This window comes from Mesorhizobium sp. WSM1497 (genome assembly GCF_001672455.2).
GTDB classification, from domain to species: domain Bacteria; phylum Pseudomonadota; class Alphaproteobacteria; order Rhizobiales; family Rhizobiaceae; genus Mesorhizobium; species Mesorhizobium ciceri.
Window position 1 is genome coordinate 1,800,196 of record NZ_CP021070.1, and the last position, 17,582, is coordinate 1,817,777.

The 17,582-nt window shown below is 63.6% G+C and carries 15 protein-coding genes; 8 read left to right on the forward strand and 7 right to left on the reverse strand.

From position 1 onward, the window contains the following. Positions 1-103 precede the first annotated feature (103 nt). The 6 genes from A9K65_RS08820 to A9K65_RS08845 form a co-directional block, all read right to left on the reverse strand. Positions 104-1,123 carry a zinc-binding alcohol dehydrogenase family protein gene (locus tag A9K65_RS08820; RefSeq protein ID WP_063173105.1) on the reverse strand — a complete coding sequence of 340 codons (1,020 nt, stop codon included), beginning with the start codon at positions 1,121-1,123 and terminating at the stop codon, positions 104-106. A 66-nt stretch (positions 1,124-1,189) separates the two neighbouring features. Then, the gene (locus A9K65_RS08825; protein ID WP_013529527.1) at positions 1,190-2,155 is read right to left on the reverse strand and encodes an ABC transporter permease; all 966 of its coding nucleotides are present in this window, start codon (positions 2,153-2,155) and stop codon (positions 1,190-1,192) included. Further along, entirely contained in the window at positions 2,152-3,705 is a 1,554-nt protein-coding gene (locus A9K65_RS08830; protein ID WP_064995547.1) for a sugar ABC transporter ATP-binding protein, read from the reverse strand. The genes A9K65_RS08825 and A9K65_RS08830 overlap by 4 nt, the downstream gene beginning before the upstream one ends. A 183-nt stretch (positions 3,706-3,888) precedes the next feature. Further along, positions 3,889-4,881, reverse strand: a complete 993-nt coding sequence (locus tag A9K65_RS08835; RefSeq protein WP_064995548.1) for an ABC transporter substrate-binding protein — start codon at positions 4,879-4,881, stop codon at positions 3,889-3,891. 300 nt (positions 4,882-5,181) lie between these two features. Beyond that, positions 5,182-6,180: an aldo/keto reductase gene (locus tag A9K65_RS08840; RefSeq protein ID WP_064995549.1), complete on the reverse strand. Its 999-nt coding sequence runs from the start codon at positions 6,178-6,180 to the stop codon at positions 5,182-5,184. Between the two features lie 60 nt (positions 6,181-6,240). Further along, positions 6,241-7,746 carry an altronate dehydratase family protein gene (locus A9K65_RS08845; RefSeq protein WP_013529531.1) on the reverse strand — a complete coding sequence of 502 codons (1,506 nt, stop codon included), beginning with the start codon at positions 7,744-7,746 and terminating at the stop codon, positions 6,241-6,243. A gap of 229 nt (positions 7,747-7,975) precedes the next feature. Between A9K65_RS08845 and A9K65_RS08850 the strand changes: the two genes are divergently transcribed. The 6 genes from A9K65_RS08850 to gndA all read left to right on the forward strand — a co-directional run bounded on the left by A9K65_RS08850 (position 7,976) and on the right by gndA (position 13,896). After that, entirely contained in the window at positions 7,976-8,878 is a 903-nt protein-coding gene (locus A9K65_RS08850) for a GntR family transcriptional regulator (RefSeq protein WP_013529532.1), read from the forward strand. 197 nt (positions 8,879-9,075) lie between these two features. Further along, positions 9,076-9,432, forward strand: a complete 357-nt coding sequence (locus A9K65_RS08855) for a DUF2946 family protein (protein WP_063169028.1) — start codon at positions 9,076-9,078, stop codon at positions 9,430-9,432. A gap of 97 nt (positions 9,433-9,529) precedes the next feature. Further along, entirely contained in the window at positions 9,530-10,069 is a 540-nt protein-coding gene (locus A9K65_RS08860; RefSeq protein WP_064995550.1) for a copper chaperone PCu(A)C, read from the forward strand. Between the two features lie 41 nt (positions 10,070-10,110). After that, positions 10,111-10,629, forward strand: a complete 519-nt coding sequence (locus A9K65_RS08865; protein ID WP_013529535.1) for a YcnI family protein — start codon at positions 10,111-10,113, stop codon at positions 10,627-10,629. 53 nt (positions 10,630-10,682) lie between these two features. Then, positions 10,683-12,320: a copper resistance CopC/CopD family protein gene (locus A9K65_RS08870; RefSeq protein ID WP_064995660.1), complete on the forward strand. Its 1,638-nt coding sequence runs from the start codon at positions 10,683-10,685 to the stop codon at positions 12,318-12,320. 148 nt (positions 12,321-12,468) lie between these two features. Further along, positions 12,469-13,896 carry an NADP-dependent phosphogluconate dehydrogenase gene (gene gndA, locus A9K65_RS08875; RefSeq protein WP_064995551.1) on the forward strand — a complete coding sequence of 476 codons (1,428 nt, stop codon included), beginning with the start codon at positions 12,469-12,471 and terminating at the stop codon, positions 13,894-13,896. 17 nt (positions 13,897-13,913) lie between these two features. Here the strand turns inward: gndA and A9K65_RS08880 are convergent, their stop codons facing one another. Then, positions 13,914-14,969 (reverse strand): LacI family DNA-binding transcriptional regulator, encoded by a 1,056-nt coding sequence (locus A9K65_RS08880; protein WP_013529538.1) that lies wholly within the window; start codon positions 14,967-14,969, stop codon positions 13,914-13,916. 404 nt (positions 14,970-15,373) lie between these two features. Between A9K65_RS08880 and A9K65_RS08885 the strand changes: the two genes are divergently transcribed. Together A9K65_RS08885 and A9K65_RS08890 are read left to right on the forward strand one after the other, a co-directional pair. Further along, positions 15,374-16,612, forward strand: a complete 1,239-nt coding sequence (locus tag A9K65_RS08885; RefSeq protein ID WP_013529539.1) for an ABC transporter substrate-binding protein — start codon at positions 15,374-15,376, stop codon at positions 16,610-16,612. An 81-nt stretch (positions 16,613-16,693) separates the two neighbouring features. Beyond that, a complete protein-coding gene (locus A9K65_RS08890; protein WP_024504415.1) occupies positions 16,694-17,581 on the forward strand; it encodes a sugar ABC transporter permease in 888 nt (295 codons plus the stop codon). Position 17,582 lies beyond the last annotated feature (1 nt).

The window sequence follows — 17,582 nt, forward strand, 5'->3', positions numbered from 1 at the left end:
TGAGGACCGCCTTCCCCCACTCCGTCTCGGCTTCGCCGAGACGGAGTGGGGGTCGACCTGGCTCGGGCGTCGTCAATTCGGGCCGGGTTCGCCGCCTGCCATGTTATAACCCCACCTCGATCACAGCCTTGATCAGGCCGGATTTCTCATGCGCCCAACGAGCCAGATCGCGCGGCGTGGCGGCGAGTGTGGTGCGGTGTGTGACGAGCTTGGCCAGTGGTACGGCCCCGTTGCGGATCGAGGCGGCGACATGATCGAAGTCGGCGCGCAGCGCGTTGCGGCTGCCGATCAGCGTCATCTCTCGCTTGTGGAATTCCGGGTCGGAAAAGCTGATATCGTCCTTGACCACGGAGACCAGCACCAGCGTTCCGCCATGCGCGACATGGGCGAAGGCCGACTGCACCGACTGGGTGTTGCCGGTGGCGTCGAAGACGACATCGAAGCCTTCGCCTGATGTCGCTTCCCTGACCAGATCGGGCACCGCGCCGCGCGAGCCGTCTAGCGTCTGGAAACCAAGCTCGTTTGCAGCGAAGGCGAGCCTTTCACTGCTCATGTCGAGCAGCGTCACGTCGAGCCCGGCGATGCGGGCGAAGATGGCGGTGCCGAGCCCGATCGGGCCGGCGCCGATGACCAGCGTGCGGGCGCCGGGGTCGGCGCGGGCGCGCCACACGGCATGCGCGCCGATGGCCAGGAACTCGACGGCGGCGGCGTCGGCCAGCGACAGGCCGTTGGCCGGATAGAGATTTTGCGCCGGCACCAGGATGCGTTCGCACATGGCGCCGTCGCGATGCACGCCAAGCACCTCGATCCTGACACAGCAATTGGGCTTGCCGTGCCGGCAGGCGATGCACTTGCCGCAGGAAAGATAGGGGTTGACGACGACGGGCTCACCAATGGCCAGTTCGACGCCTTCGCCGGTCTCCATCACGGTACCCGAGACCTCATGACCCATGATGCGGGGATAGGCGAGGAACGGGTGCTTGCCCTCGAAAATGTGGTAGTCGGTGCCGCAGATGCCGACATGGCTGACCGCCACCAGCGCCCAGCCGGGAGGCGGTGCCTCGGGTGCGGGCCGGTCTTCAAGGACAAGATCGCCGGGCGAACGGCAGAGGACGGCTTTCATGCGCTAATCCAGTCATGAAATCGCTGGCCCGTTGGTGTGGCGGACCGGCGGTTGATTGCGGGGTCGCTACTTGCCGCGGCGGCGCAGGCCGTCGAAGTAGACGATGATGATGATCAGCGCGCCGGTGATGATGCGCTGCCAGAACGAGTTGACGTTGAGCAGGTTGGCGCCGTTGTTGATGGTGGCCAGGATGAAGGCGCCGAGCAGCGGCCCATGCACCGAGCCGACGGCGCCGAACAGCGAGGTGCCGCCGATGACCGACGACGCGATCGCCTGCAGTTCCCAGCCCTCGGCCTGCGTCGGGTTGCCGATGCCGATGCGGGCGGCCAGCAGCACCCCGACGAAGGCGGCGCACAGGCCCGACAGCGTGTAGGCCATGTAGATGGTGCGCTGGACATTGACGCCGGACAGGCGCGAGGCCTCGGCGTTGGAGCCGACCGAAAACAGGTATCTGCCCCAGCGGCTGTGGTGCAGGAAGATATAGGCCGGAATGCCGACCAGGATCACCATCCAGAACAGGTTGGGGATGCCGATGAAGGAATTGCGCGAGAAGGCGGTGAAGGTGTCGCTGTTGATGTTGATCGAATTGCCGTTGGTCATCAAAAGGCCGATGCCGCGCAGCGAGGTCAACGTCGCCAGCGTGATGATGAAGGGCGGCAGGCCCATCTTGACGATACCGAAGCCGTGGAACATGCCGATGGCGACACCGACCAGCAGCGTCACCAGAATGGCGAGCCAGATGGGGAAGCCGGCATTGATCATCATGGCCACGACCACGGTGGCGAAGCCGACCACGGCGCCGACCGACAGATCGATGCCGCCGGTGATGATGACGAAGGTCTGGCCGACCGCCATGATGGCGATCATCGAGCCCTGGCGCAGGAGATTGGCTATGTTGTTGGCCGAGGCGAAGCTCGTCGTCGTCACGGAGAGGAGGATCCAGAGCAGAACCAGCAGCGCCAATAGCGTCAGCCCGAACAGGACATTATAGTTGCGCTTCGGTTTTTCGACGGCGATCGCCTCGGTGCTCATATCTGTCCTCCCAGCTTTTCTTGTTTCTCGGCGAGCGCCTGAGTGAGAATATCCTCGTGGCTGGCGGCGTGAAAACCGTGCGTCGCCACCAGTTTGCCGCGCCGGAACACATGCAGCGTATCGGCGAGTTCATAGACTTCCGGCAGATAGGACGAGATCAGGATGATGCCGGCGCCCTTTGACAAAAGCGCGCCGAACAGGCGGTAGATCTCGGCCTTGGTGCCGACATCGACGCCGACGGTCGGTTCGTCGAAGATGAACAGCTTGGCGCCGTGCGCCAGCCATTTGCCGATGACGATCTTCTGCTGGTTGCCGCCCGACAGGCTGGATGCCAGCGCGCCACGTGTCGGTGTCTTGATGCGCAGATCGGCGATCTGGCGATCGGCCTGCGTCTTCTCCTGCGTGCTCGAAATCAGCAGATTGTTCGAGATGCGCTTGTAGATCGGCAGGTTGAGGTTGAAGCCGACCGGCAGGTTGAGGCAGAGGCCCTGGTCGCGGCGGCTCTCCGGCGCCAGCGCCATGCCGAGCTTGATCGCGTCATGTTCGGAATTGACCTGTACCTCCTTGCCTTCCCAGAGGATCTGGCCGGCGGATTTGCGGTGGCGGCCGTAGAGCGTGGTGACGAACTCGCTGCGTCCGGCGCCGATCAGCCCATAGAGTCCGACGATCTCGCCGGCGCGGACCGTCATCGAGACATTTTCGAAGCCCTTGCCGGACAGGTTTTTCGCCTCGATGATGGCGGCGCCCGGCGTGAAATGCTCCTTGTGATAGACCTGCTCGATCGAGCGGTTGATCATCATCTTGACCAGTTCGGCATCGTTGGTCTCTGCGATATTGCGGGTGCCGACCAGCGTGCCGTCGCGCAGCACGGATACCCGGTCGGCGAGTTCGAACACTTCCTCCATGCGGTGGCTGATGTAGATGATCGTCACGCCTTCGCCCTTCAGACGGCGGATCAGCGTGAAGAGCTGGTCGGCTTCCTTGCGGGTGAGGTAGGCGGTCGGCTCGTCGAAGATCAGGAATTTGGTGCCGCGCACGGTGGCGCGGGCGGCGGCTATCAGCTGCTGCTGGCCGATGGTCAGGTCGCCGAGCGTGACATGCGCCGGCAGGTCGAAGCCGAGGTCGTCGATGATCGTCTGCGCCTGCCTGACCATGGCGCGCTGCTGCAGGATGCCGAAGCGCGAATTCTCCTCGCCGAGGAACATGTTGGCGGCGACCGTCAGGTGACGGCACAGCACGACTTCCTGGTGCACGGCATTGATGCCGAGCGCCATCGCCTCGTGCGGCGTCGCCAGGGCGGCCGGCTGGCCCTCCCAGACAATCTCTCCGGAGGTGCGCGGCATGACGCCGGTCAGAAGCTTGATGAGCGTGGATTTGCCGGCGCCGTTTTCGCCGACGATGGCGTGGATCTCACCGGACTTGAAGGCGAGGTCGACCGGTTTCAGCGCGTGGGTGCCGGGATAGCGCTTCTCCAGCCCACGCAATTCGAGGATAGTCCGCCCCTGTTCCAGAACGGGTGCGGGATGCAGTTCCTGCGCCGTCGAAATCATGACAATCCTCCCAGATTGGCCTCCCGGATTGGCTTCCCAGGCTGGCCTCACGATTGGCACGCGGCGAGGCAGGGATATGCCTCGAAAACAGCCTGGCTCAGGCGTGCGGATTGCCAAGCCGTTTGTGCGGCAGTTTGTGTCTCCGGGGCGAGGTGCCCCGGAGACGATTGCGGATGCGACGGCTCAGAGCTTCGGATTGAGCAGCGCGTCGATCTTGGGGTCTTTCATGTTGTCCTTGGTCACCAGGTTGGCGCCGGTGTCGACATTGGCTTCGACCTTCTCGCCCTTGGAGGCGGCGAGCGCGGTCTTGATGCCGTCATAGCCCATCCGGTACGGATCCTGGACGACGAGGGCGGAAATGACGCCGTCGTTGAGGAACTTGATCAGCTTCTCGTCGCTGTCGAAACCGACCAGCGCCAGCTTGCCGCCAAGGTTGTTTTCCGCGACGGCCTGGCCGACGCCCTGCGCCATGATCAGGTTGGAAGCGAAGATGCCTTTGAGGTTCGGGTTGGCGGTGATCAGGTCGGTGGCGATGTTGAGGCCGGTGGTGGCCTGGCCGTCGGCATATTTGTCGGCAACCAGCTTGAGGCCCGGATATTTGGCGGCCAGCTGTTCGGTGAAGCCCTGCTTGCGCTGTTCGAGCGAGCCGGCGCCAGGTGCGTTGGTGATCAGGGCAACGTCGCCCTCGATCTTGCCGCCGTTGGCGGCGCCGATGGCGGCTGCGAGGCCGTCGGCAGCGACGCGGCCGCCCTGGACGTTGTCGGTGGTCAGGAACGAGGTGAAGGCCTTGGAGTCGGCACCGGAGTCGATGCCGATGACCTTGACCTTGGCAGCGGCTTCATCGATCGGCTTGCCGAGCGCCTTGAACTCGGTCGGCGCAATGACGATGGCCGCCGGGTTGCTGGCAACGGCGTTCTCGAGGATCGAGACCTGGCCGTTGACGTCGGTTTCAGCCTGGGCGCCGAGTTCCGGCACGTTGACGCCGAGATCCTTGCCGGCCTTGCGGGCGCCGGCCAGAACGATCTGCCAGTAGAAGGACGTGGTGTCCTTGACGATGATCGGAATGGTGACGTCCGCCGCCGAAACCGGCGCCGGATGCATGACGCCGGCGAGCATTGAAGCTGCTGCCAGCGCCATGACGGCGCGGCGGTTGAGAATGCTGATCACGAATTTCATGAGGTTTCCTCCCTAAGTCGCCCGGTGAACGATACGGAAGCTCCGTTCGGATAGGCGCGGTCCCAAACAGAACTTTATCAATAAAAAACAGTTGCCCTGTTTTGATAGTGCATCGAACAGATCGATGCAAGCGGTGTTTGATCAGTCGTTGCGAGGTCTGGCAGAGGCAGATCCCCCGCCCTGTTCTCCCATTGGCGCCGTCACGCTTCCGTTCCGTTCTGGGAACGTATGGAATATTAATTCCACCAATTCGTCAATATGGAATATCCATTCCTCCATGTGCCGCAAGAACATGAAGTTTCACGCCAGCTCCTGCACCAGCGTGTAGGGACGATATTTGGCGTATTCCGTTTCCGCTACGTCGATGTCGAGCAGCTCGAGGTTGCGCGTCAGATTTGCCAGTTTGGCGGTGCCGGTCAGTACGGTGGCGACGGCAGCTTCATGCAAGGGGAATTGGAACGCTGCGGCGGCGAGCGGATAGCCACCCTCGGCGGCGATCCTCTCCATTGCGCCGACGCGGTCGAGCACGTCATGGCTGGCGGGGCGGTAGTCGAAATGTGCGCCTTGCACCGGGCCGGTCGCCAGGATGCCGGAGTTGAACACGCCGCCAATGACCAAGGAGGTCTGCTGTGCCCGGCATAGCGGCAGCAACTCCGCTTCGGCACTGCGGTCGAGCAGGGAATAGCGGCTGGCAAGCAGGATGCAGTCGAGCGGCGCCCGGCGCATCACGTCCAGGCAGATCTGCACCTCGTTGACGCCAAGCCCATAGGCGGAAATGACGCCAGTCCGTTTCAGCTCTTCGAGTGCCTTGAGGCCGCCATCCATCAGGTCGCGAAAATGCAGCTTGGTCTTCTCGATACCATGGGTGTAGGCGCCGATGTCGTGGACAAACAGGATGTCTATCCTGTTTAGGCCAAGCCGCGCATAGCTGAACTCGACCGACCGCATAATGCCGTCATAGGAATAGTCGTAGTCGAGCGCGAAGGGCAGCGGATCGACATAGGAGTGATCGGGAACCTGATCGTCCGGCACCGGGCGAAACAGCCGGCCGACCTTGGTCGACAGCACATAGGAATCGCGCGGCTTGTAACGCAGGAAGTCGCCGAAGCGGCGCTCCGACAGTCCGAAACCGTAGAAGGGTGCGGTGTCGAAATAGCGCAGGCCGGCATCCCAGGCGCCCTGCAGCGTCTCCATCGCCGCTTCGCGCGAACAGGCGCGGTAAAGGCCGCCAAGTGCAGCGCCGCCGAAACTGACTTCGGTGACCTCCAGAGCTGTCTGACCGATACGGCGTTTTTCCATGCAAAACCTCCCCGTTGCCCGCCGCTGACCGGCGTGCAGTCTACTTTATATCAGTAAAATCTAAAGTGTTGCGCCCAGATGCCAGGGCACGAACTCGTTGTCGCCGTAGCCGAAGTCCTCGCTCTTGGTCTTGCGGCCGGAAGCCGTTTCGACGATCAGTTCGAAGATCTCGCGGCCCATGCCGGCGATGGTCTTTTCACCCGAGGCGATGACGCCGCAATTGACGTCCATGTCCTCTTCCATCTGGTGGTACATCGTCGAGTTGGTGGCGACCTTGATCGACGGCGTCGGACGGCAGCCGAAGCAGGAGCCGCGGCCGGTGGTGAAGACGATGACGTTGGCGCCGCCCGCCACCTGGCCGGTCGCCGAAACCGGGTCGTAGCCAGGCGTATCCATGAACACGAGGCCACTGCCGGTGACTTTTTCGGCGTAGCCGAAGACGCCGTTGAGCGGCGTCTGGCCGCCCTTGGCGACCGCACCGAGGGACTTCTCCAGGATGGTGGTGAGGCCGCCGCGCTTGTTGCCGGGCGAGGGATTGTTGTCGATCGAGGCGCCATGCTTGGCGACGTGGTCCTCCCACCACTTCACGAAGCCGTCGAGCTTCTGCGCGATCTCCGGCGTTGCCGCGCGGTAGGCAAGCAGATGCTCGGCGCCGTAGATTTCCGTGGTCTCGGAGAGGATGCCGATACCGCCAACGCCGGCCAGGATGTCGACAGCCGCGCCCAGCGCCGGATTGGCCGTGATACCCGACATGCCGTCGGAGCCGCCGCATTGCAGGCCGACGACGATCTCGCTGACCGGGATCGGCTCACGCTTCAACTGGCCGACTTCCTCGGCGATCTCGGCCAGCACGCCCATCGCTTTTTCCACCGATTTGCGCGACCCGCCGGCGTCCTGGATGTTGAAATGGCGCTTGCCGGCAGCGACGCCCTTCTGGCCGTAGAGGGTGAGCTGGTTGACCTCGCAGCCGAGGCCGACCATCAGCACGCCGCCGAAATTCGGGTGGCGGGCATAGCCGGCAAGCGTGCGGTGCAGCACCATCATGCCGTCGCCGGTGCCGCTCATGCCGCAGCCCTGGCCGTGCACGATCGGCACGAAGCCGTCGATGCCGGGGTATTTCGGCAACAGCGTGCGGTTGGCGGTGTCGGCGATGGAATGGCAAACGGTGGCCGAGCAATTGACGCTGGCGACGATGCCGATGAAGTTGCGCGTGCCGGCGCGGCCATCGGCGCGGCGATAGCCCATGAAGGTGCGGGCGCGGTCGGCCTCCGTCGCGTGCTCGGCCTCGCTCGGCGGCACGACCGGCAAGCGGCCGGATTCGAAAACCAGATTGTGCGAATGCACGTGCTCGCCGGCCGCGATGTCCTGTGTCGCGCGACCGATCGCCTGGGCGTATTTCACCACGGCCTCGCCGGCGGCGATCGGCTTGATCGCCACCTTGTGGCCGGGCTCGATCAGCGCACTGGCGACGGCACCGCCCGGCAGCGCGGTGCCGATCTCGATGCGGCCGTTGGCGACTGCGACATTGTCGGCGGGGGACAGAAGAATGCAGTTGGAGGCGTTCACGGGCGGTTTCCTGGGTGATCCTGGGTTGCGCGGGGCGGATTGACACGCGCCTGTTTAGAGATATTGTCTTTTATCGTGAAAAAACAGTTTTGCGTCAATTGTTTTTTCGTGGGGAGTTCCGCATGTCTCCGGGTTGTTCCGGGAAGCAATTTCGCTTCTCAGAGCCATGCGAACGTCATATTGCGCTTCAAACCGTCCGCTGCAAGCGACGGCGTGCAACGGGTCAGGGATGTCGAAGAGCAACAACGTCTACAAGGATGCCTACAACCGCTGCCTGCGGCTGCTCGACGAAACGCGCAGCCTGCCTTCGGAGCCGGAACTGGGCACCTTGCTTGGCGTCAGCCGGACCACGGTGCGCACCATTCTCGCGCGCATGGAAGAGACCGGGCTGATCGCCTGGAACAAGCGCGCCAAGACGGTGCTGCGCGAACCGCTTCCCGATGATTTCTTCCCCGAGGAAGAGACAGACACGCTGGCCGAGATCATCGAACGGTCGTTCATGCGTCGGCTGCTCGCCGGCGGTGCCGAAGCCGGCATGCAGATCAACGAACTCGAACTGGCGCGCGAGATCGGCGTCGGCACCACCAGCGTGCGCGAGTTCCTGATCCGCTTCTCCCGCTTCGGCCTGATCGAGAAACGTCGCAACAGTCATTGGGTGCTGAAGGGCTTTACGCGCGCCTTCGCGCTGGAGCTGACCGAAATCCGCGAGATGTTCGAACTGCGCTCGGCGGCCGCCTTTGCCGCTTTACCGCAGGACAGCGCAGTCTGGACCGATCTCGACCGCCTGGAAGACGAGCATCGCCAGCTGGCAAACGACATTGCCGCCCGCTTCACCGAGTTCTCCGAACTCGACGAGCGCTTCCACCGGCTGATCCACCGGGCATCGCGCAATCGCTTCATCGTCGATTTCTACGATGTCATCGCCATGATCTTCCACTACCATTACCAGTGGAACAAGGCGCAGGAACGCGAGCGCAACGAAGTCGCGATCGGCGAGCATCTGGTCTACATAGAAGCGCTGAAATCACGCGATCTCGGCAAGGTCGACGCCGCTTGCCGCAAGCATTTGAAATCGGCGCGCCAGACATTGCTGACCTCGATCCCGGAGAGCCGGTCGCTGCAAAAACACTGAGCCGCATCGCGGCTCGGAGCCTTGTTTCATGCATGTCGTTGTCCCAAAACCGCTATACACTTCTGGGCGACATGCCTTGGGTCTGCCGCGTTGCCGCCGCGGCGATTTGGCGATTTTCCACCCGCCGGCCCCGTGCTAGATATGGTTGGTTGCTGCGAAGAGGCAGGGCTTTGGGCGTATCGAGGAGACGATGGAGCATGCCGGTCGCGCTTGTCGCGGCCTATCTGCTGTTGCTCCAGTCGACGCTTGGTGCATTCGCCTTCGGCGCCGGTCCCAATGCATCGCAACTCGACGCTTTCGGCAACGTCATCTGTACCCATGAAGGCGCAACCCAGCTTCCGGGCGGCAACCAGCCGCCGTCCCATCTGCCGGCATGCTGCGTGCTCGGCTGCAGCATGGTTTCGGCGGCCTTTGCGCCGCCGCCCAATGCCGGTCTGGCGCCGGGCAGCCTTTCCTTTGAAACGGTCGCCTTTGTCTTCCCGGCGGCCATCCATCTCGACTTTGCGCGTGAGCGCTCGCCGTCGAACCCGCGCGCGCCGCCGCTGACGGCCTGAGCCTGTTTGCCCGGCGGAACCTTTCGTGGGCGTACCCATCCAAAGATCTAACTGCTCGCGACCGGCAACGGCGCGACCTTCACTTCATGGAGCAACCATGTCCTATTTTTTCCCTGACGCCGCGCGTCCTATGGCCGGCAGCATTCTACGCGGCATCGAAGAGCGTGTCGGCATTGCCGTGCTGGCTCTTGCGCTGCTGTTCACAGGCGCCCAGTGCGTCCTCGCGCATGAGTTCAAGGTTGGCGATCTTGAGATCGGCCACCCCTGGTCGCGCGCCACGCCGGCCGGCGCCAAAGTGGCCGGCGGTTATTTCACCATCACCAACAAGGGCAGTGCGCCGGATCGGCTGGTGTCGATTTCCTCCGATGTCTCCGAAAAGGCCGAGCTGCATGAGATGGGCGTCAAGGACGGCGTCATGACCATGCGGCCGGTTGCCGGCGGCCTGGAAATTCCGGCCGGCGGCAAGGTAGCCCTTGCACCTGGCGGCTATCATTTGATGTTCATGGGCCTGAAGCGGCAACCCAAACAGGGCGAAAAGTTCTCCGCCACCCTGACCTTCGAAAAGGCCGGCGCCGTCAGCGTCGATTTCGCCGTCGAAGGCATGGGCGGCGGCGCCGTGGACGATCACGCCAATTGACCGCGCCAGCTCGACAAATCTTGAAAATCCGAGGGACCATCATGAACAAATATCTTTTGTCGGCCGGCGCACTTCTCGCGCTCGGAACCAGCGCCGCCTTCGCGCATATCACGTTCGAAACCCAGGAGGCGGCGGTCGGCTCGACCTACAAGGCCGTTTTGCGCGTGCCGCATGGCTGCGACGGCAAGGCGACGACCGCCGTGCGCGTGCAGATTCCGGAAGGGGTGATCGCGATCAAGCCGATGCCGAAGCCCGGCTGGACGCTGCAGACCAAGAAGGGCAAGTACGAGAAATCCTACCAGCTCTACGGTCAGGCGGTGACCGATGGGGTCAAGGAGGTCGACTGGAGCGGCGGCAACCTGCCCGATGAATTCTATGACGAGTTCGTTTTCCGCGCGACGCTGACGGCGGATCTCCCCGTCGGCCAAAAACTCTATTTCCCGGTCGTGCAGGAATGCGACGGTGCAGCCGATCGCTGGATCGAGATTCCAGCGGCAGGGCAGGATGAAGACGCACTGGAAAGCCCGGCACCCGGCATCAAGCTGCTGCCGAAGAAATGATCTCCCAGGCGGCGCGCTCTTTCGAGTGCGCCGCTCTTTTTCGTGGCGGTGACATGAGCACGACCTCCCTCCTGCAAACGGCTTGCATGACCGGCAAACGCACCGGCCGGCTTGCCGTCGGCCTGTTGGCTGTGATCGTGTTTCTTGCCAGCCTTGCCGTGTCAGATCAGGCCTTTGCCCATGCCGCGCTGATCAAGACCGACCCGGCCGACGGCGCGGTGCTGGCACAGGGACCGGCGCAGTTCTCGCTGACCTTCAGCGAGCCGGTCTCGCCTCTGGTGCTGACGCTGGTGAAGCCCGACGGCAAGCCGGTTCCACTGACCGCCTTTCGTCTCAGCGACCAGACCGTCGAGATCGACAATCCGCAGCCGCTCAAGTCGGGCACGCATGTCTTGAGCTGGCGCGTCATCTCCGCAGACGGTCATCCCGTCGGCGGATCGCTGCTGTTTTCCATCGGAGCGCCCAGCGAACCGCCGGCCGTATCCGAAGCGGTCGACTGGCCGTTGCGGTCGGCTATCTGGGCGGGCAAAATCTTTCTCTACGTCGGCCTCTTCCTCGGCGTTGGCGGCGCCTTCGCGCTTGCCTGGTTGGCCGGAAGTGCCCGTGCCGGGCAACGCTTCGTTGCAGCTGCAATCCTGAGCGGGCTGGTCGCGTCGTCCCTGTCGCTCGGATTGCAGGGGCTTGATGCACTCGGGGCGCCGCTCTCCCATCTGGCACAATCGGTCATCTGGCGGACCGGGCTCGGCACCAGCTTCGGCTGGACGGTGCTGGTCGCGCTGATCGCGCTGGGGCTTGGCCTGCTGTCGCTGGCCGGTCCCCGTGCCACCGCCAAGCCATTGGCGCTGGCCGGCCTGGCCGGGGTGGGGATTGCCCTTGCCGCCAGCGGCCATGCCAGTGCCGCCGAACCGCAATGGCTGACGCGGCCGATGGTGTTCCTGCATGGCGTCTGCATCGCGTCGTGGGTCGGCGCATTGGTCCCACTCGGGCTGGCGCTCAAGGGGCAATCGGCGGAGGCCACGCCATTCCTGCGGCGATTTTCTTGGGCGATCCTGCCCGTGGTGGCCGTGCTTGCCGCTGCCGGCACCGTGCTTGCCGTCATCCAGGTGCAAACGCCCGCGGCATTGGTCGACACCGCCTATGGAAGGCTGCTGCTGATCAAGCTCGGGCTGCTGGTCTTTCTGTTCACGCTCGCTGCCGTCAACCGCTGGAAACTCACGGCATCGGCCGAGGCGGGATCGACGGAAGTTCAACGCAGGCTGGTCCGCTCGATCGGCGTCGAGATGTTGATCGTGTTGGCGATTTTCGGCGTTGCCGCGGGCTGGCGCTTCACACCGCCGCCACGAGCCCTGGCGATCGCGGCAGCGCAACCGGTGTCGGTCCATATCCACGCGCTGCAAGCGATGGCCGATCTCAACATCACTCCCGGCCATGCCGGCCCGGTCGTTGCCTCGATGGTCATCATGAGCGGCGATTTCGGCCCGCTCGACGCCAAGGAGGTAACGCTTGTGCTGTCAAAGCCCGATTCCGGCATCGAGCCCTTGAAGCGCGCGGCGACCAAGCCCGGCGACGGCAGCTGGCGCGTCGACAACCTCGTCATTCCGGTGCCTGGCCGGTGGACGGTGCGCATCGACATACTGGTCTCGGATTTTCAGATGGTGAAGATCGAGGCGCCCGTCGACATCAGGCCGTAGGCGGGACTGCCAGGTACCTCTACACGGGCACGACCGACAATCCGGGCAACACAATTCGGCGAGGCGGTTGACGCAGGCGTCAAGGCCCGTCAATCATCGCCCGCAAAATCGCGGTCTCAACAAACGATCCGAGAGCAGGGAAGAAACGATGGAAAAAGCCGAAATCGGCCTGATCGGCCTTGGCACGATGGGCTCCAACCTGGCGCTCAACATCGCCGAGCACGGGCACCGCATCGCTGTCTTCAACCGCACCAGGGCGCGCACCGATGCCTTTGTCGAGAATGCCGGCGCGCTCAGGGACATGGTCGTGCCCTGCTACAGCCTTGAAGAGCTCGCCGCCGCGATCCGGCCGCCGCGCCCGATCATCATCATGGTGCTGGCCGGCAAGCCGGTCGACGAACAGATCGCGGCACTGCGCGGCGTGCTGTCGGCCAACGACATCGTCATCGATGCCGGCAACGCCAATTTTCGCGACACGATGCGGCGCTTCTCCGAGCTTTCCGGTTCGGGTCTCACCTTCATAGGCATGGGCGTGTCCGGCGGCGAGGAGGGGGCACGCCACGGGCCGTCGATCATGGTCGGCGGCACGGAGGACTCATGGAAGCGCGTCGAGAAGGTGCTGACGGCGATCTCCGCCAAATTCAAGGACGAACCCTGCGCGGCATGGCTCGGCACCGACGGCGCCGGACATTTCGTCAAGACCATCCACAACGGCATCGAATATGCCGACATGCAGATGATCGCGGAGATCTACGGCATCCTGCGCGACGGCCTGGGCATGGGTCCGAAAGAGATCGGCACGGTGTTTGCCGACTGGAACAAGGGCCGGCTCAACTCCTACCTGATCGAGATCACCGCCAAGGTGCTGGCGGCCGACGATCCGAAGACCGGCAAACCGGTGGTCGACATCATCCTCGACCGCGCCGGCCAGAAGGGCACCGGCAAATGGTCGGTCATCGAGGCGCAGCAGCTCGGCATCCCGGCCACCGCGATCGAGGCGGCGGTGGCGGCGCGCGTTCTGTCGTCGATCAAGGACGAGCGGCTGGCGGCGGAAAAGGCCTATGGCAACATCGGCGTGACGAAGATTTCCGGTGACAAGGACGCCTTGCTGAAAGATCTGGAACTGGCGCTGTTCGCCGGCAAGATCGCCGCCTACGCCCAAGGTTTCGCGGTGATGAGCGGCGCGTCGAAGGAATTCAACTGGAACCTGCCGATGCCGACCATCGCCAGGATCTGGCGCGCCGGCTGCATCATCCGCTCGCAGATGCTCGACACCATGGCGGAAGCCTTCAGCAAGGGCGGCGCCTCGACCAACCTTCTGATGGCGCCGGCCTTCATCTCGCTGATGCAGGGAGCGCATCCGTCGCTGCGCCGCATCGTGGCGAGGGCTTCGGAGGCCGGCTCGCCGGTTCCGGCGCTGTCTTCCGCACTTGCCTATTTCGACAGCTATCGCCAGGGCCGCGGCACCTCGAACCTGATCCAGGCGCAACGCGACTTCTTCGGCGCGCACGGCTTCGAGCGTATCGACGACAAAGGCGCGTTCCATGGGCCGTGGGGAAGCGGTGCGGCTGGCTGACAAGCCGGCCCAAGAGCCTAAACGGAAACCGGCGGGCTGAACGCCTGAACCTCGCTGGTGGCGACCAGGCGCTGCAACGATCCGGGTGCGGCGCCGCCGATCCAGCCGAGCACGGAGCGGGCGAGATCGGAGCCGGCCAGGCGGAAGTTCTCGTTGACGACGAGCAATTCCGGCCGGAACAGGTGCAACAGGTCCGACGACTGCTTGGACACGACATCGACGTCGCGGCCAAGCTTGAGGCCGGCATCTTCAATGCCGGCGACGATAGCCAGTGTCGCGGCGGCAGCGCTGCTGACGAAGCCGTCCGGCCTGTTCTCGCGGCGCATCACCTGCGCGGTCCTGGTCCTGATCTGCTCGATCGTGTGATCGATGGAAACGGTGTTGAACGGAATTTCGCTGGCGCCGACCTCGCTCAGCGCATCGGCAAAGCCGTTCAGCGTGTGGCCATAATAGGTCAGCCCGGGTGGCGGCGACAGAAGCGCCAGCTTGCGCCTGCCCATGCTCGCCAGGCGGCGCACGGCTTCCATCGCGAATACATGGTTGTCGAAGTCATGGTAGGGGTGGACGAGGCCCATATCGGTGCGGCCATGCGTGGCAAAGGGCATGCCGTGCTCGAGCATGTAGCGGGCGCGTGGATCGTTCGGTTGGGTGCGCGAGATGATGACGCCATCGGCCGAGCCGGTCTCGACGAGATAGCGGATCGGCTCCATCGGATCCTGCGAGCGGGAATAGGGCGTGACGATCAGGTGATAGGGCGTTTCGGCGAGCACTTCCGAAACGCCGTAGATGATGTCCGAGACGAAGCTCATGATCTCGCGGTCGGTGTTGAGCACGAGGCTGATGACATTGGTCCTGCCGGTGCGCAGACGCACGCCGGCGCGGTTCGGCCGGTAGCCGATCTGCTTGGCGACGAGTTGGACGCGGCGCCTGGTCTCGGCGCCGATTTCCGGGGCATCCTTCAAGGCGCGTGACACGGTGGTGACGCCGAGCCCGGTCATGAAGGCAAGCGTCTTCAACGTCGGCCGTCCCTGTGCCGAGTTCTCCCCGTTCTTGTCCGTACGCTGTCTGTCCATTCGTCCCGCCCGTCAGGCGCATAGCAGCCGCGGGCCATGTCGGCAATCGCCGTCATAGCGATACGATATGCGTCCCAGCCCCGGCAAAGCGTCAATATACTGAAACGTTACAGATTGCCAGTATCGAGATGTATGTCCTCGTCATGAGGTGGATGGTTCTTTTTGCGAAACGCATTGGGATTCCAGGAGAAATCGCCCCTGCCGCCGCCTTTTGCCCGTATCAGGCGGTATCTCGGTGTTTGCGTTGCAGCAAACCTTGCTGCAGTGCATGAGAAGCGCGATCATTCAGACGAATTTGTTCGCGGCCCGAAAAAATATCGAGGGCGCTTCGTTGATGGGTTGCACAGCCCGCGCAATTGCCGTATCGAAAATCTGTAACGTTTCAGATTCTGGGAGGAGCCGAAATGCGATACAGATTTTTGACCGCTGCCCTGGCGGCGACGGCTGCACTGCAATTTGCCGGCCAGGCGGCCGCGACGGACCTGGAAGTCACCCATTGGTGGACGTCAGGCGGCGAGGCCGCGGCGGTTGCGGAACTTGCCAAGGCATTCGATGCGACCGGCAACCACTGGGTGGACGGCGCCATTGCCGGCTCCGGCGGCACGGCGCGGCCGATCATGATCAGCCGCATCACCGGTGGCGATCCGATGGGCGCCACGCAGTTCAACCACGGCCGGCAGGCGGAAGAGCTGGTGCAGGCCGGCCTGATGCGCGACCTCACCGACGTCGCCACCAAGGGCAAGTGGACTGATGTCGTGCGGCCGAAGAGCCTGCTCGACGGCTGCACCATCGACGGCAAGATCTATTGCGTGCCCGTCAACATCCATTCCTGGCAGTGGCTGTGGCTGTCCAACGAAGCCTTCGCGAAGGCCGGCGTGCCGTTGCCGAAGGACTGGAATGAATTCGTGGCGGCAGCGCCGGCACTGGAGAAGGCCGGCATCATCCCGCTCGCCGTCGGCGGGCAAGCCTGGCAATCCTCCGGTGCCTTCGACGTGCTGCTTGCGGCTGTGGGCGGCACGGACACGTTCCTCAAGGTCTACAAGGACAAGGATGCCAAGTTCGCCGCCGGGCCCGAAGTCGCCAAGGTCTTCAAGGCCGCGGACGATGCCCGCAAGATGGCGAAGAACACCAATGTGCAGGACTGGAACCAGGCGACCAACCTGGTCATCACCGGCAAGGCGGGTGGCCAGATCATGGGTGACTGGGCACAGGGCGAGTTCCAGGTTGCCGGCAAGACCGCCGGCAAGGACTATACCTGCCTGCCGGGCCTTGGGCTGAACGAGGTCATAGCCACGGGCGGCGACGCCTTCTACTTCCCGCTGCTTAAGGATGCCGACAAGAGCAAGGCGCAGGAGGTGCTGGCCGAGACGCTGCTCGATCCCAAGACGCAGGTTGCCTTCAATCTGAAGAAGGGTTCCCTGCCGGTGCGCGGCGACGTCGATCTCAACGCGGCGAACGACTGCATGAAGAAAGGCCTCGCCATCCTCGCCAAGGGCGCCGTCATTCCATGGACGGACCAACTGCTTTCACAGGACACCCAGAAGCAGAAGGAAGACCTTTTCGCCGAATTCTTCGCCAAGCCGGAATTGACCGTCGAAGACGCACAGAAGCGCTTCGCCGACCTCATCGCTTCGGCGGACTGACGCTGGCGGCAACCCACCTCGCTCCCGGCCTTGCGAATGCAGGGCCGGGAATGCACCGCCCTTACCCAGCCGGCTGACGAGATGAGCAAGAGCGAACGCCCCAACCTTCTGTTCCGCAACCTCAATGCGAAGGTCGCCTCGATCCCGATGATCCTCACCGCCATGGTGGTTTTCGTCGGCGGCACCGTTTGGACGGTGCTCTATTCCTTCACCAATTCGAAGCTCTTGCCGCGGCTGAATTTCGTCGGGCTCGACCAGTACTACCGGTTGTGGGCGACGCCGCGCTGGCTGATCTCGATCGAAAACCTGCTGATCTACGGCGCGATCTCGCTGGTGTTCTCGCTGGTCATCGGCTTCCTGCTTGCAGCACTGCTCGATCAGAAGATCCGCTTCGAGGACACGTTGCGCACCATCTTCCTCTATCCTTTCGCGCTCTCCTTCATCGTCACCGGCCTGGTCTGGCAGTGGCTGCTCAATCCGGATTTCGGCATCCAGCATGTGGTCCGTGACTTAGGCTGGACGAGCTTCAGCTTCGACCCGCTCTACAATTCCAGCATCGTCATCTACGGCATATCGATCGCGGCGCTGTGGCAAGGCACAGGGCTCATCATGTGCCTGATGCTGGCCGGCCTGCGCGGCATTGACGAGGACATCTGGAAGGCGGCGCGGGTGGATGGGATCCCGATGTGGAAGACTTATCTGTTCATCGTCATCCCGATGATGCGGCCGGTCTTCATCACCACGCTCGTCATCATCGCTGCCGGCATCGTCAAGGTCTATGACCTCGTCGTGGCCCAGACCAGCGGCGGCCCGGGCATCGCCTCCGAAGTGCCGGCCAAATACGTCTACGACTATATGTTCTTCGCCCAGAACCTCGGCCAGGGCTTTGCTGCCTCGACCATGATGCTGCTCTCGGTGGTGATCGTCATCGTGCCCTGGGCCTATCTCGAGTTCGGGCGGCGCAAATGAG

Coding starts and splice junctions, on each gene's coding strand:
- A9K65_RS08820 (WP_063173105.1), bottom strand. CDS start 1,123: ATGAAAGCCGTCCTCTGCCGTTCGCCCGGCGATCTTGTCCTTGAAGAC.
- A9K65_RS08825 (WP_013529527.1), bottom strand. CDS start 2,155: ATGAGCACCGAGGCGATCGCCGTCGAAAAACCGAAGCGCAACTATAAT.
- A9K65_RS08830 (WP_064995547.1), bottom strand. CDS start 3,705: ATGATTTCGACGGCGCAGGAACTGCATCCCGCACCCGTTCTGGAACAG.
- A9K65_RS08835 (WP_064995548.1), bottom strand. CDS start 4,881: ATGAAATTCGTGATCAGCATTCTCAACCGCCGCGCCGTCATGGCGCTG.
- A9K65_RS08840 (WP_064995549.1), bottom strand. CDS start 6,180: ATGGAAAAACGCCGTATCGGTCAGACAGCTCTGGAGGTCACCGAAGTC.
- A9K65_RS08850 (WP_013529532.1), top strand. CDS start 7,976: ATGTCGAAGAGCAACAACGTCTACAAGGATGCCTACAACCGCTGCCTG.
- A9K65_RS08855 (WP_063169028.1), top strand. CDS start 9,076: ATGCCGGTCGCGCTTGTCGCGGCCTATCTGCTGTTGCTCCAGTCGACG.
- A9K65_RS08860 (WP_064995550.1), top strand. CDS start 9,530: ATGTCCTATTTTTTCCCTGACGCCGCGCGTCCTATGGCCGGCAGCATT.
- A9K65_RS08865 (WP_013529535.1), top strand. CDS start 10,111: ATGAACAAATATCTTTTGTCGGCCGGCGCACTTCTCGCGCTCGGAACC.
- A9K65_RS08870 (WP_064995660.1), top strand. CDS start 10,683: ATGAGCACGACCTCCCTCCTGCAAACGGCTTGCATGACCGGCAAACGC.
- gndA (WP_064995551.1), top strand. CDS start 12,469: ATGGAAAAAGCCGAAATCGGCCTGATCGGCCTTGGCACGATGGGCTCC.
- A9K65_RS08880 (WP_013529538.1), bottom strand. CDS start 14,969: ATGGACAGACAGCGTACGGACAAGAACGGGGAGAACTCGGCACAGGGA.
- A9K65_RS08885 (WP_013529539.1), top strand. CDS start 15,374: ATGCGATACAGATTTTTGACCGCTGCCCTGGCGGCGACGGCTGCACTG.
- A9K65_RS08890 (WP_024504415.1), top strand. CDS start 16,694: ATGAGCAAGAGCGAACGCCCCAACCTTCTGTTCCGCAACCTCAATGCG.